Origin of the sequence: Paraburkholderia panacisoli (assembly GCF_008369935.1) — a bacterium.
GTDB lineage: Bacteria > Pseudomonadota > Gammaproteobacteria > Burkholderiales > Burkholderiaceae > Paraburkholderia > Paraburkholderia panacisoli.
Window position 1 is genome coordinate 97,475 of record NZ_VTUZ01000001.1, and the last position, 13,995, is coordinate 111,469.

The window sequence follows — 13,995 nt, forward strand, 5'->3', positions numbered from 1 at the left end:
TGATTCGGGCCAACATCGAATCACGAGCGCTACTGCCGGACGTGGACCTAACCTGATCAGAACGTACACAGAACCATGCAATTCCCGGAATCCTGGCTGAGAACCTTTGTCGATCCGCAACTGACGACCGACGAACTGTCGCACGCGTTGACGATGGCCGGTCTCGAAGTCGAAGACCTGCGGCCGGCCGCGCCGCCGACCTCGAAGATCGTCGTCGGCCAGGTGCTGGAAGTCGTCAAGCACCCGGACGCGGACAAGCTCAACGTGTGTCAGGTCGACGCCGGCACGGGCGCGACGCTGAACATCGTGTGCGGTGCGCCGAATGTGGCGCCGGGCATCAAGGTGCCGGTCGCGCTGGTGGGCGCGCAACTGCCGCCGGCCGAAGAGGGCGGCGCGCCGTTTGCGATCAAGCTGTCGAAGCTGCGCGGCGTGGAAAGCCAGGGCATGCTGTGCTCCGCACGCGAGCTGAAGCTCTCGGAAGACCATAGCGGCCTGATGATCCTGCCGGAAGCGACGCCGATCGGGCAGGACATCCGCGAAACGCTCAACCTCGACGACACCGTTTTCGAAATCAAGCTGACGCCCAACAAGGCGGACTGCCTGTCGGTGTTCGGCGTGGCGCGCGAGACTTCGGCGATCACCGGCGCACCGTTGCGTCCGCTCGAAATCAAGCCGGTTGAAGTGAAGCTCGACGAAACGCTGCCGGTCAAAATCTCGGCGCCCGATCTGTGCGGCCGCTTCTCGGGGCGCGTGATTCGCGGCGTGAACGCGCGCGCGAAGTCGCCGCACTGGATGGTCGAGCGCCTCGAGCGTTCGGGCCAGCGCAGCATCTCCGCGCTCGTCGACATCTCGAACTACGTGATGCTCGAACTGGGCCGTCCTTCGCACGTGTTCGATCTCGACAAGATCCACGGCGGCATGGACGTGCGCTGGGGCCGCAAGGGCGAAACGCTCAAGCTGTTGAACGGCAATACCGTCGAGCTCGATGAAAGCGTCGGCGTGATCGCCGACGAGCGGCACATCGAAAGTCTCGCGGGCATCATGGGCGGCGACAGTACCGCCGTCACGCTCGACACCACCAACATCTATCTCGAAGCCGCGTTCTGGTGGCCGGATAGCATTCGTGGCCGCTCGCGCAAGTACAACTTCTCGACCGACGCGGGCCATCGCTTCGAGCGCGGCGTCGACTATGCAACCACCGTCGATCATATCGAACGCATCACGCAGTTGATCCTCGATATCTGCGGTGGTGAAGCCGGCCCGGTCGACGATCAGATCGTCAACATACCGCAGCGCGAGCCCGTGAAAATGCGTGTGTCGCGTGCGAACCGCATCATCGGCATTGCGATCGGTGCGGACGAAATCGCGCAGATCTTCACACGCCTCGGCCTCACGTTCGAGCGCGATGGCGACACGTTCTCGGTGATGCCGCCGTCGTACCGCTTCGACATCGAAATCGAAGAAGACCTGATCGAAGAAGTCGCGCGCATCTACGGCTTCGAGAAGATCCCCGCGCGTCCGCCTGTTGCGACCAGCGAAATGCTCGCGACCAACGAAACACAGCGCTCGATCCACGTGATCCGCCACGCACTGGCCGCGCGCGACTACGCGGAAACGGTGAACTTCAGCTTCGTCGACGCCGAGTGGGAGCAGGACTTCGCCGGCAACGACCAGCCGGTTCGTCTGCTCAATCCGATTGCAAGCCAGTTGTCGGTGATGCGCACCACGCTGTTCGGCAGCCTGATCCACGTGCTGCGCACGAACCTGAATCGCCGCGCGGCGGATCGCGTGCGTGTGTTCGAAGCCGGTCGCGTGTTCCTGCACGATCCGTCGATCAAGGCCGGTGAGTTGACGGTCGAGGGCTTCGCGCAGCCGAAGATGATCGGCGCGCTCGCCTATGGTCCCGCGCTCGACGAGCAGTGGGGCGCGCCGGCGCGCACGGTCGACTACTTCGACGTGAAGGGCGATCTGGAAGCACTGTTGGCGCCGGCGGTAGCGCGTTTCGTGAGCGCGGAACATCCGGCGCTGCATCCGGGACGCAGCGCGCGCGTCGAAGTAAATGGCCGCGCAGTTGGCTGGATTGGCGAATTGCATCCGCGCTGGATGCAAAAATATGATTTACCGCACGCGCCGATTCTGTTTGAAATCGAAGCGGAAGCATTAATGCAGCGACTATTGCCGACCCCGGCGGAAGTTTCTAAATTCCCGCCGGTGCGTCGCGATATTGCAGTGGTCGTCGATCAGAAAATTGAAGTAGAGGCGCTGCTCGACGAGCTTCACAAGGCCCAGTCCGAACCCGCCTGCAAGAGCGTCCAGAGGGTTGCGCTTTTCGACGAATTCCGTCCAAAATCAAACACTTCCGGTGGCCTGGCCGCTCACGAGAAAAGCCTTGCGTTCCGTGTGACCTTGCAAGATACTGGCGGAACCCTTCAGGATGAAACGGTCGATCTGGCCATTCAAACTCTGGTGGAACGTCTGGCTCGAGTATATGGCGCACGGTTGCGCGGATAACCCGCATTTAACAATTGCACGGCTGTTTCCGCATCCTTTGTATTTTGCTTGGCGCGCCATTTGATAGATATGAATGAAATGAACTCGAGTGATTTCGAAGCCCTTCTTACGGCGCAGCGTAGCGCCATGATTCGCGATATTCCGACATCACCCGCCGTCGTTTCCACTGAAACGCCGACGCTCACCAAGGCGGAGCTTGCCGAGTTGCTGTTCGACAATGTCGGGCTCAACAAGCGGGAAGCGAAAGACATGGTCGAAGCGTTCTTCGAGGTGATCCGCGATGCGCTGGAGAGTGGCGACAGCGTGAAGCTGTCGGGCTTCGGCAACTTTCAGTTGCGTGACAAGCCCCAGCGTCCCGGCAGAAACCCGAAGACCGGCGAGGCGATTCCAATCGCTGCGCGGCGCGTTGTGACGTTCCATGCAAGTCAAAAGCTGAAGGCGCTGGTCGAGAACGGCGCTGAAGAGAGCTTGGCGCGCTGATCGGCTGGCGCGTTCCTGCGCAACCCACTACGACGGCTAACTGACGATGACAGCGACGATCGAAAAAGTCGTCTTGCCTCCGATTCCGGCGAAGCGCTACTTCACGATTGGTGAGGTTAGCGAGCTATGCGGCGTGAAACCGCATGTGTTGCGTTACTGGGAGCAGGAGTTCACGCAGTTGAGGCCGGTCAAACGGCGCGGCAACCGGCGGTATTACCAGCACCACGAGGTGCTGTTGATCCGGCGGATTCGTGAGTTGCTGTACGAGCAGGGCTTCACGATCAACGGCGCGCGCAACCGGCTCGATTCGCATGGTGGCGCGCCTGGGGCGCAGGCTGCATCGGTCGAAGAAGGCGAGGGTGAGCTGGCCGCGCAGGCGCCTGCTGCGGCGAGTGCCGCGGTGGACGTCGAGCAGTTACGCAAGGAACTGCTGAACGTGATCAATTTGTTGAGCCATTAGTTCGATTTGCTCGCACGAAACGGTTCTAATCGAATGAAGTGTCTGTTATAATTTTGTGCTGTTCGGGGCGTAGCGCAGCCTGGTAGCGTACCTGCATGGGGTGCAGGTGGTCGGAGGTTCAAATCCTCTCGCCCCGACCAAAGAAATCAAGGCCTTACAAGCATTGCTTGTGAGGCCTTTTTCTATTGCTCGGCGCCGTTACCGTCTGGTTACCGGAACGGCGGAAGGTCAGGCCCCTCACGCGAGCGTTATCGAATCGCAGGCAGATTGCGCGCCGATCGTTCGCGATGACCGGCGTCGCGTGACTACCCATGCGTACGGCGTGTTTGTCTAACCTCGGGGGCCGCTATCGCCAGCAGTGGCGCAGCCCCATCTTGGCCACCTAGAATAGCTTCATGGCCAAGCTCAACAACATCGATAGCTGGCGGCCCGGTTGCTGGTGCATTGCGCAACTACAGTTGTGCCAGCAGCATATCGTGGAAACGCCGACCGAAATCTTCCGCTATCCCGCGCAGTGGGCCTGGTTCGCCTGGCGACCGGCCGGTACGAGCTTGCCGTTCCGCCTCCCGGATGGCTGGGGGCTCGCGCTCGAAGAGACAGATGCTGCACTCATCGACGAGATCGGAACCGCGCCGGTCTATCTGCTTGATGAAGACGAAGCCGACTGGCCTGCACTGATGGACATCCTGCTGGTCTCATCGGATGCCGCGCCATGGCTGCGGCCGATCATCGAAGAACTTCATCGTGTTAAAAGGCAGGCGTTGAAGCAGCGTTATATAGCGCTATACGGCGCGAGCGAATCAATCGCGTTCGAGCGTTTCATGCAAATGACCGTTGCACCTGCAACGGATTCTGACGATGCGGTCAACTCGTCGACCAGCGATAGAACGCCGCCCGTGGAATTCTGCTCGATCACGCTGACTTCGTATCCCCGCTGTACGGCGACGGTCAAATTCGAGAACGACGGCGGTCTGGTATTCGACCTGTATGACCGCGATTGCCTGGGAAGCGATAGGGCCGACATGTACCGTGTTGCACCCGAAGCGCTGCCGGGACTCTATGTTGCGATGACGCAGACGACCGGCGACATCCCCGGCACGCCGGCGGAACTCCTTGCGTCCATTGGCCGGCACTATCCGGCGTGGCACGCCGCGTTCAGCTGGCTCAAAAACTCAGGCGTTCCATTCACGCACGAAGTCGACCCTTGGGCATAGGCACACAATCAAAGCACAACGAAAGGACCAACCCATGCTGACCGAGAAATTTGCCCGCGCGACCGCGCTCGCCTTGCAGCTTCACGCGACACAGTTGCGCAAGGGCACGCAGATCCCCTACACGTCGCACCTGCTCGGGGTTGCCAGCCTGGTGCTCGAGAACGGCGGCGACGAGGAGCAGGCCATCGCAGGTCTGCTGCACGATGCCATCGAAGACGTTGGGCCAGAGGTCGCGCTGACGATACGCGAGATGTTTGGCGATCGCGTGCTGCGCATCGTCGAAGGATGCACCGATGGTGTACCTGATGCATCTGGCCAGAAGCCGGATTGGCGTACCCGCAAGGAAGCGTATCTGGCGCATCTGGAGCGCGCGGACGCTGAGGTTCTGCTGGTGTCGGCCTCCGACAAACTGTACAACGCGCGAGCCATCGTTACGGATCTTCATGCGATCGGTCGCGCCGTATTTGATCGATTTACTGCAGGCCAGGATGGAACGCTTTGGTACTACGGGCAGCTCTCGCGGATTTTCCGGGAGCGGCTGCCGGGGCCTCTATCGAACGAGATCAAGCGCACCGTGGATCTTATGAGTACGGCTGCGGGGGATTGATGCCCACGATGAAGCGCGCGTTTGTGGCGGGCCCAAACAATGGCCGCTGCATATTCGGGCGGTGACATGAAGGCCGGCCAGTTACGCAGGATGTGCAACTGACGCCAGGCGGCCAGAAACAGCCATTTGACGTCAACGCCCCGATCGTTGACGTCCATTAGCGGGCCCGGTTCGTCGGTGGGCCGGACGTGGACGTGAGGAAAAAGGTGGACTTGGACCGATGAAGTATTTCGTACGGGGAAGCCGACGCGCGTTTGGGAGTCGCTCCGTTTTGCACAACAAAGCGCCCGACAGCGCCACAATGCTGTTGCGGTTTCACCGGGGGCGCATTCGATATGCAGGGGGGAGAACTCGGAGTAAATTGTGTTTGCACCTGATATCGCCGTTGCCGTAGTCGCCGCAGTGATGGCCGGAGTAGCGTTCGCCTTGTTCTACGACGCGGCCGCCAAAGTTCGCTAACCAGTCACCTCGACTCTGGAGAACCTCATGACAGATATCGCACTTGCACGCAAAGATGCCTGCCTCGCAGTGGTTCATGCGGTATTGACGGACTTGATTGACGACAGCAATCTAATCGACGCGGCTCTACGTGTTGCGGATTACCTGGTAGATGATCTTGAAGGCAAGATCACCGAGACCGACGCCGTACTACTGGCTGTCACCGCACTAAGCAAAGTTAATCGCGCGATTCGTGAGTGGTACGACGTGGACGGCAACTCGATGGACGCGATGAGAGTCGCAGACTTTGTCATCGATGAAGAAATGAACGGGTACGACCGCGCAACCAACCCACGTGAAACGACTTCGTCCGCGGAAAGAATCCAGGCACGAGAGGCCGCAGTGATTAGGCCAATGGGATCACCGGTGCGGCCCGTTCACCACTGAGGCGCGAGCCTTGCCGATGCGGGCAGGAGTTTCCGCGGCGGGAAACCGGGAGCGGGTGCGCGTCGCACCGACTCGCCACGCCTAGCCGTGGCTCCAGGTCGCGCCTGCCAGTTCGGGAAACCGCTCTTCAACTGCCTGATGGAGCGCCCGTTGAAGTTTGGAGCCGGCCATTGCCGTCGTCGCGCTCGGGATGCCCGGACGAAACCGGAAGGGTTCGATTTCCCCGCCTTTGCCTCGCCCAAAGTGCTTCGGCCCCCAAAGGGCGCAAGCTGGAACCAGAAGACACGATTGTGCTGCGGCCTTCGACTTCACCGAAGGGTAAGCGGCAAGCTCCCGGCCTAGCGACGCCCGCTGCGGCCCCACACGTAGCGCACCCAACGTTGCCACCTGCTGCGCTGCGGAGCGATAGCGTTGCGCGATGCCTGCTCTTCACGGTCGCGCTCGACGCTCTTCTGCACCTGTTCGTGGATCTGACGCAACGTCAACCCGCCCGGGCCTTTCAGTTTGTCTGGATCGGAGTCGTCTGTCATGGAAATGGCCTGTTCCCGATGAGTCGATTCGATCTTGATCCAGATGCACTGTCGCGGCAAGCACGTAAAGCAGTCTGCCGACTCGCTTGTATCTGCGCAGGCTGGCAAGAATTCAGGACGATGCGTGGCGGACCTTGGAAGCACTCAAGGACCAGCACCGGGCTTTTACGTGAACCGCCTTCGAATGCGTAGGACTGGCACAATCGAGAGGATATTCGATCCGCTTGGGAATCCACATGCCAGACGCTGTTACGTCTTCGCCGTTTTCGCGTCTTTCACCTCGTATCGGCCCCCTGTTTGCGTTGTTTCCCTTCCTGCGCCCTTACGCCGGGCGCTGGGCGCTCGCGTTTCTGGCGCTTGTGACGTCGGCGGGTGCCACACTGGTGTTGCCGGTGGCGTTTAAATACCTGATCGATCGTGGCTTCGCCGGGGGCGACCGGGCGCACATCGATCGTTATTTCCTCGCGCTATTCGTCGTTTCTCTGGTACTGGCCGGCGCCACGGCGTTGCGCTTTTACCTCGTGTCATGGCTGGGCGAGCGGGTCACGGCCGACTTGCGGCGTGCGGTCTACGACCACGTACTGGGGATGAGCCCGCAGTTCTTCGAGACCACGCAGACAGGCGAGGTGCTGTCACGGCTCACCACCGACACCACGTTGATCCAGACGGTGGTCGGGACCAGCCTGTCGCTCGGATTGCGCAACTTCTTCCTGTTGACCGGTGGCGTGGCGATGCTGGCGGTGACGAGCCCGGTGCTGTCCGGCTACATCATCGCGACGCTGGTCGTAGTGGTCGCGCCTATCGTGATCTTCGGCCGGCGCGTGCGGCGCCTCTCGCGCGCAAGCCAGGACAAGATCGCGAACACGAGCGCGCTGGCGGGCGAGGTGCTCAATGCCATGCCGACCGTACAGTCGTATACTCAGGAGCCTTTCGAGGCGCATCGGTTCGCCGGCGCGGTAGAGGCAGCCTTTGATACCGCGCTCACGCGCATTCGCGCTCGCGCCTGGCTGACCGCCGTGGTGATCGTGCTAGTGTTCAGCGCCGTCGTATTCGTGCTGTGGCTCGGGGCGCAGGCGGTGCTGGCCGGGCGGATGACGGCGGGCCAATTGTCCCAGTTCATCCTCTACGCAGTGTTCACGGCCGGCGCCGTGGGAGCGGTCGCCGAGGTGTGGGGCGATCTGCAGCGTGCGGCCGGCGCCACCGAACGTTTGCTGCAATTGCTGGCGGCGCGCTCGCCGGTGGTGGAGGCCGAGACCACGGTCGCGCTGCCTGCGCGAGGCGAGGGCATCCGCTTCGACAACGTCAACTTCTCATATCCGTCGCGCCCCGGCATTGCCGCGCTTTCAGCACTCTCGCTCGATGTCCGCCCGGGCGAACATGTCGCCTTGGTCGGCCCGTCCGGCGCGGGCAAGACCACGCTGTTCCAACTGTTGCTGCGCTTTTACGACCCGCAATCCGGCCGCATACTGATCAACGGCGTCTCGACGCGCGACGTGCCGCTCGTCGACTTGCGCAAGGAGATCGGCGTGGTGCTGCAGGAATCAGTGATCTTTTCTGGGAGCGTGCTCGATAACATCCGCTATGGCGCTCCCGACGCAACCCTCGCGCAAGTGCAACGGGCTGCCGACATGGCCGCTGCGGCCGGCTTTATCGAAGAACTGCCGCGAGGCTACGACACCTTTCTCGGCGAGCGAGGCGTGCGACTGTCTGGCGGACAGCGACAGCGCATTGCGATCGCCCGCGCGATCCTGAAGAATCCACCCATCCTGCTGTTGGACGAAGCCACCAGTGCGCTCGATGCCGCCAGCGAAAGGCTGGTGCAAAAGGCATTGGACAATGCCTCGCAGAACCGCACCACACTGGTCATCGCACACCGCCTCGCGACCGTTCAGCAGGCCGATCGCATTGTCGTGCTGGAACAGGGGCGAATCGTCGCGCAAGGTCGTCACGCTGAACTCCTTTTGAGCTCCCCGCTTTATGCCCAGCTTGCTGCGTTGCAGTTTGGCGAGCAGTTGGGGCAGACGGCGCAGCGAGGCGCTGTGAGCGACCACGTTGGCTTGGCGTGAATTTGCGAAAATAAGCGTGGGGTCCCATCACCGGGAAAGAACGGGATTACTGCGACGCCCCGAACTTGCGGCCCGAGGACGAGTCCAGGCCGCCCTTGACCTGTCCATAGCCGCCAGGACGGCGCCGGTGGGTGCAATCGGTGCGCCCCTTGGGAACGCTCGTTGCTTGAACCTTGGTCTACGGTTTCAGTTTGGGCGCCGTCGTGCCGCGGACAAAGGTGATCGGATGAGACTTCGCGTGGGTTATGAATTGGTGTACGAGTGTCCGCAATCGACGCCGATGCTGCTGATGCTGAACACGCACTTTTCCCGTGCGCGGGACATGCTCGTTCCAGATCTCATCAACACCCAGCCGCGGGTGTCATTACGGCAGTATCAGGACTCGTTCGGCAACCTCTGCACACGTCTCACGGCCCCGCCTGGCGTGATGACGCTGTCGGCGCGAGGCGTATTCGAGGTGCCTCCGAATCACGAACTGCCAGGGTCCAACGACTATCAACATCCGATCGAAGAGCTACCCGACGAATGCATGATGTTCCTGCTCGGCAGCCGTTACTGTGAGACCGATCTGCTCTCCGCGACCGCGTGGCGACTCTTCGGCCATACGCAGCTTGGGCGACGCCGCGTGCAGGCGATTTGCGACTTCGTGCACAACCATGTCCGCTTCGACTATAACTGCGCACGGCCCACGAAAACGGCGTGGCAGACGTGGCAGGATGGTGCGGGGGTCTGCCGCGATTACGCCCACCTCGCAGTCGCATTGTGCCGCGCGATGAACATTCCGGCGCGCTACTGCACGGGTTATATCAGCGATGTGGGTCTTCCGCCTCCCTACGCGCCGATGGATTTCTGCGCATGGTTCGAGGCGTTTTTGGGCAATAACTGGGAGACTTTCGACCCGCGGAACAACGCGCCGCGTACGGGGCGGATCCTGATGGCGCGCGGCCGCGACGCTGCCGATGTCGCGATCAGCAATACATTTGGCTCTTCGCTGCTCAGCAGATTCACAGTCGTCTGCGAGCCGGATGGTTGATTGCACGAGTGACTTGCCACGCCTGCGTGCAAGCAATGCGCCCCGCAAAGCAGGTAGCGGGCACGATCGCGGACAAGTCAAATAACACCCAGATATAACAGGCTCGATCATTCATTCACTAGCAGGTGGTTCTTTTCAAGCAGCCACCGCGCGACAAGCATGCGCAAACGTCCGTCAGCCAGACTACTGATCACCACGCCGCAGCACCGAGTGCTGCTGTTCCGCTTCGTTCACGAGACTGGCGTCCTCGCCGGCAAGGCCTACTGGGCGACGCCTGGTGGAGGTGTCGAGGACGGAGAAACGTTCGCGCAAGCCGCGATGCGAGAACTCCGTGAAGAAACGGGGATTCACGCGGAGCAGGTTGCTGGACCGGTCGGATCGCGCGAAGTGTTGCTCCAGCTACCAGATGGCGAAAAGGTTCTCGCCATCGAACAATACTTCGTCGCGCACACGGACACGGAATCCATTTCACGTGACGGCTAGACCGCGCAAGAACGCGAAGTCATGGCAGATCATGGATGGTGGAGCCTTGATGAACTGCGTTTTACCAACGAGACTATCTATCCGGAAGGCCTGATCGAAATGCTGAACGCGGCGGGGATGTTCGGCACATGAACGGCCGCGTTGCAGCAAAGCAGCTGACCGGAGCGGCTCGATGCTGGTCTGTCGCGCCCGGTCGCTGCTGAGCCAGCAGGGCTCCGCCGGGCTTGATTGGACATGGCGATCGATCGGTTTGATCGATCGCCATGTCCTCCACAGAGCAATCGGCAACTTGGACCTATACTGGGGCACCTGGAGGATTCAATGGCCGATCACGACAGACTGCATCCACTCCGTCCGCTCCTGAAAAATTGGGTTTGGGAGCATGGTCGAATCGGGACTCGCTATTTGGATTGCGTTGATGGCGAGATCAAGTTTGATGAAGGCAAGAAATCGCATTTCGCAGCCGAGAAATATACCTACGTGCCCCTTGGCAAGGACGCTCCAGACGATGTATCTGAGGACGGTCCTGCGATCCAGGAGGCGGGACTCGCGCGGTTTTTGCGGGCTGCGCAGTTGGGCAAGCCAGAGGAAGCCGGTTCTGTAGCGGAGGTTCAACGCGCAGTGCAGGACTGCGTTGCACTTGGCCTGTTCAGCGCATATCAATGGGAGGCTCGAGAGGCATTTGCCCGCTACGCGCAGGAACCCATGTTCGAGGACGAGATCCGCGCGGCGGTAGTCGACGACATCCGGCGTATTTACGCCGGCATGCCGGAACAACTGGCGCTGTACGATTTCAGTGTGCTTTACGGCTTGCCCATGCCGCTGCTTATCAGCGAGGCGCCCTTCATCGACTGGCGCGTGCGCGCCAGTCCGGCACTTCCGTTTGTATCGCTTCCGCTGGGACCTTACTGCCTGCTGGTAGGCGCGCCGTCGGGCAGGCAAAGCCGGGTCGGCCCGGTGGTCTGGAAGGCAGCTGCCGCGATGGGCCCGTTGAAGGACCACAACCGCCGGATCGCGGAGCACGCGCGTCTGTGGCTGGTGGCGACTACTGACGACCAACTCGTCGCTGCACAAAGCCGCATTGCTGCGGCCACGGGCTCCAGGCAAGAGGATCCGAAGCGCTAAAGAAGACTGTCGGCGGCGGGTGAGATTTGAGCAGTAGCCCTTTTGCCCGGCGGGTGGCTACTGGTCTATCCATATCGCGGGATCGCTGGTGTCCGTGTTTGGCCGTACCCGCGTCCTCAAGAGCCTAACGAATTTCTCTGGCCACGCGCTGCAACTGCCTGAAGGCGCGATAGCGCGCCTCGTGCAGTGCGGCGATGTCGCCCTCGGCCGGCTCGTAGGTCTTAGTGATCTGCGACATGCTGCCCATCGCCGACCGAACGTCCGCGAACCTTCCGCCAGCCACGCCGCCCAGCATCGCGGCACCCAGCAGGACAGGTTCTTCCGCGCGCGTGGCAAGCACTGGCTTACCCGTCGCATCGGCGAGCAGTTGCCGCACGAGGTCGAGCCGACCCGCGCCGCCGCTGATGACCACCCGCTCGATCGGCGCGCCGGCCTGAGCCTGCGCTTCGATGATCTGGCGAAGGCCGTAACCGATACTGCAGATACCGGCAACGTAGAGGGCGACGAGACTGTTCAGGTCGTCTTCCATACCAAGTCCCGCAATCACGGCTCTCGCGTGCGGGTCAGCCAGCGGGGCCCGGTTTCCGAGGAATTCAGGAACGACATGCAGGCCGTTCGCCAGCACCGCCGCGCCCGACAAACTGGCCGCCGCCTGCACGGCGAGGGCGGCGAGCATCACCGGCAGCGACTGCCCCGTGCGCTCCGCTTGTTGCCCGGCTGCGGGGGTCGTGGGATGCATCGAAAGCAGTCGTTCGATCGCGGCGCCGGCCACCGATTGCCCACCCTCGTTGAGCCATGCATCCGGCACCATCGCCGAAAAGTAAGGCCCCCACACGCCGGGCACGAAGACCGGACTGCGGGTCGTGGTCATCGTGCACGATGAGGTGCCAAAGACGTAGGCGAGGCAGGATTCCGGCTCACTTTCGGCACCAACCGTGCCGATCCCTCCCGCGTGGGCATCGATCACGCCCGTGGCGACCGGCGTGCCGGTTCGCAGGCCAAGCTCCGCTGCGGCGAGTGCCGTCAAGCCGGTGCCGAGCGGCGTTCCCGGGTCGACCACGGTCTGGCCGATGCGCGCAAACGCCTCGTCCGCCAGTACGCCCAGGCCGACGCCGCGAAAGTAACTCTCGTCCCAACGCCGTTCGTGCGCCAGATAGGTCCATTTGCAGGTGACGGTGCAGGTGGATCTGGACAGATCCCCGGTGGCGCGCCAGGTTAGGAAATCGGTGAGATCGAAGAACTGCCACGCTGCCGCGAAGACGCCCGGCTTGTTCTCGAGCAGCCACAGCAGCTTCGGCGTTTCCATTTCCGGCGAGATCTTGCCGCCGACAAACTTCAGTACTACGTGGCCCGTCGCATTGATACGCTCGGCCTGCTCCACGGCGCGATGGTCCATCCAGACGATGATGTCACGCTCGGCTAACTCCGACGGGCCCACCGGCAAGGGCTGTCCGCCGGGGCCCAGCACGACGAGCGAGCAGGTGGCGTCGAACCCGATGCCGGCGACGTGATCGGGCGACACCGCAGCCTGCGACAGCGCATCCTTCACGGATTCGCAAACCGCGTTCCAGATCTCGCCGCTCGACTGCTCGACGATGGAACCGCTCGCATGAAACAGGGTAATGTCACGCTTGGCCGAGGCCATCATGCGGCCAGCAAGGTCGAAGATTCCGGCCCGGGCGCTGCCCGTGCCGACATCGACGCCAATGACATAACGCGTGCTGTCTGTCGCGCCGGAGATCGGATTTTCTGAGGTCATGGCTCGCTGCCTGCTGATTGCCTGCACATTGCGTGTCGTGGGAGGCGTTCCGGGTGGGCGGCGCGCCACAGCGGCACCGCGCATGTCACGCGTTTCAAAGGTCGACGTTGTTGGGAAGGATCACGAGATCGCGGATAGTCACGTTGCGTGGCCGCGTCAGCATGAAGAGCACTGCATCGGCGACTTCCCTGGGCTGCATCAGGCTGCCGGACGCGAGCGCTTCGTCCATCTTCGCCTTCGGCCAGTCGTCGAGCAGGGCTGTGACGACCGGCCCGGGAGCCACTGCGCCGACCCGCACGCCATGCCTGGCGAGCTGGCGCCGGGTCGTGTGGACGAACGCCTGCACCGCGAATTTGGACGCGGTGTAGATCGGCTCCCACACAACCGGGACGATCCCCGCGATGGAGCTAGTGAAGATGATGTCCCCCGATTTCTGCGCAACCATGTGCGGCAGCACGGTGTGGACCGATCGGAACGCGGCATTGACGTTCAGATTCAGCACGCGATCCCAGTCGTCCGGATTTCCGTCCAGCACGTCGCCGCCGACGTAGGCGCCGGCGTTGGCATGGAAGATATCGAGGCCGCCGGCAAGTTCGAGGATCCTGGGCAGCAGAGCGGAAACCTCGGAAGGTTGCAGCAGATCCACGACCAGCGGCAGGGCGTTCGGACCCAGCTCCGTGCAGAGCTGTTCGAGCCGGTCCTTCGCACGATCGATCAGCACGACCTTCGCGCCGGCCGCGACGAGTGTGCGCGCGCACTCCAGACCGATACCCGATGCCGCGCCGGTAATGGCGGCAACCTTTCCGTTGATGGATTCAGACATTCATTGCTCTCCTGGATTC

Annotated in this window: 13 protein-coding genes and 1 tRNA gene; 11 read left to right on the forward strand and 3 right to left on the reverse strand. The window is 62.1% G+C overall.

The genetic code is table 11. The annotated features are described in order from the left end of the window. Positions 1–75: 75 nt before the first annotated feature. The 7 genes from pheT (at position 76) to FVF58_RS00480 (ending at position 6,157) form a co-directional block, all read left to right on the forward strand. The gene (gene pheT, locus FVF58_RS00450; RefSeq protein ID WP_149667989.1) at positions 76–2,511 is read left to right on the forward strand and encodes a phenylalanine--tRNA ligase subunit beta; all 2,436 of its coding nucleotides are present in this window, start codon (positions 76–78) and stop codon (positions 2,509–2,511) included. A gap of 69 nt (positions 2,512–2,580) precedes the next feature. After that, positions 2,581–2,991: an integration host factor subunit alpha gene (locus tag FVF58_RS00455; RefSeq protein WP_149668344.1), complete on the forward strand. Its 411-nt coding sequence runs from the start codon at positions 2,581–2,583 to the stop codon at positions 2,989–2,991. A gap of 46 nt (positions 2,992–3,037) precedes the next feature. Then, positions 3,038–3,451, forward strand: a complete 414-nt coding sequence (locus tag FVF58_RS00460) for a MerR family transcriptional regulator (protein ID WP_149667990.1) — start codon at positions 3,038–3,040, stop codon at positions 3,449–3,451. A 63-nt stretch (positions 3,452–3,514) separates the two neighbouring features. Next, a tRNA-Pro gene (locus FVF58_RS00465) sits at positions 3,515–3,591 on the forward strand. Positions 3,592–3,846: 255 nt separating this feature from the next. After that, positions 3,847–4,665 (forward strand): hypothetical protein, encoded by an 819-nt coding sequence (locus tag FVF58_RS00470; RefSeq protein WP_149667991.1) that lies wholly within the window; start codon positions 3,847–3,849, stop codon positions 4,663–4,665. Between the two features lie 34 nt (positions 4,666–4,699). Next, the gene (locus FVF58_RS00475; protein ID WP_149667992.1) at positions 4,700–5,272 is read left to right on the forward strand and encodes an HD domain-containing protein; all 573 of its coding nucleotides are present in this window, start codon (positions 4,700–4,702) and stop codon (positions 5,270–5,272) included. A gap of 486 nt (positions 5,273–5,758) precedes the next feature. Continuing rightward, entirely contained in the window at positions 5,759–6,157 is a 399-nt protein-coding gene (locus FVF58_RS00480) for a hypothetical protein (RefSeq protein WP_149667993.1), read from the forward strand. 338 nt (positions 6,158–6,495) lie between these two features. Here the strand turns inward: FVF58_RS00480 and FVF58_RS00485 are convergent, their stop codons facing one another. Then, positions 6,496–6,687, reverse strand: coding sequence for a hypothetical protein (locus FVF58_RS00485; protein ID WP_149667994.1), 192 nt, complete (start codon positions 6,685–6,687; stop codon positions 6,496–6,498). Positions 6,688–6,923: 236 nt separating this feature from the next. On the opposite strand from FVF58_RS00485, the gene FVF58_RS00490 reads away from it, so the two are divergent. From FVF58_RS00490 to FVF58_RS00505, 4 genes are all read left to right on the forward strand, one after another. Next, a complete protein-coding gene (locus FVF58_RS00490; RefSeq protein WP_149667995.1) occupies positions 6,924–8,753 on the forward strand; it encodes an ABC transporter transmembrane domain-containing protein in 1,830 nt (609 codons plus the stop codon). Between the two features lie 226 nt (positions 8,754–8,979). After that, positions 8,980–9,786, forward strand: a complete 807-nt coding sequence (locus tag FVF58_RS00495) for a transglutaminase-like domain-containing protein (RefSeq protein ID WP_149667996.1) — start codon at positions 8,980–8,982, stop codon at positions 9,784–9,786. A gap of 159 nt (positions 9,787–9,945) precedes the next feature. Then, positions 9,946–10,269, forward strand: coding sequence for an NUDIX hydrolase (locus FVF58_RS00500; protein WP_246216888.1), 324 nt, complete (start codon positions 9,946–9,948; stop codon positions 10,267–10,269). A 321-nt stretch (positions 10,270–10,590) separates the two neighbouring features. Then, complete coding sequence (locus FVF58_RS00505) at positions 10,591–11,394, forward strand: hypothetical protein (protein WP_149667997.1); 804 nt, start codon at positions 10,591–10,593, stop codon at positions 11,392–11,394. Positions 11,395–11,518: 124 nt separating this feature from the next. Here the strand turns inward: FVF58_RS00505 and FVF58_RS00510 are convergent, their stop codons facing one another. After that, the gene (locus FVF58_RS00510; RefSeq protein WP_149667998.1) at positions 11,519–13,153 is read right to left on the reverse strand and encodes an FGGY-family carbohydrate kinase; all 1,635 of its coding nucleotides are present in this window, start codon (positions 13,151–13,153) and stop codon (positions 11,519–11,521) included. Positions 13,154–13,247: 94 nt separating this feature from the next. After that, positions 13,248–13,976 carry an SDR family oxidoreductase gene (locus FVF58_RS00515; RefSeq protein ID WP_149667999.1) on the reverse strand — a complete coding sequence of 243 codons (729 nt, stop codon included), beginning with the start codon at positions 13,974–13,976 and terminating at the stop codon, positions 13,248–13,250. Positions 13,977–13,995: the final 19 nt, after the last annotated feature.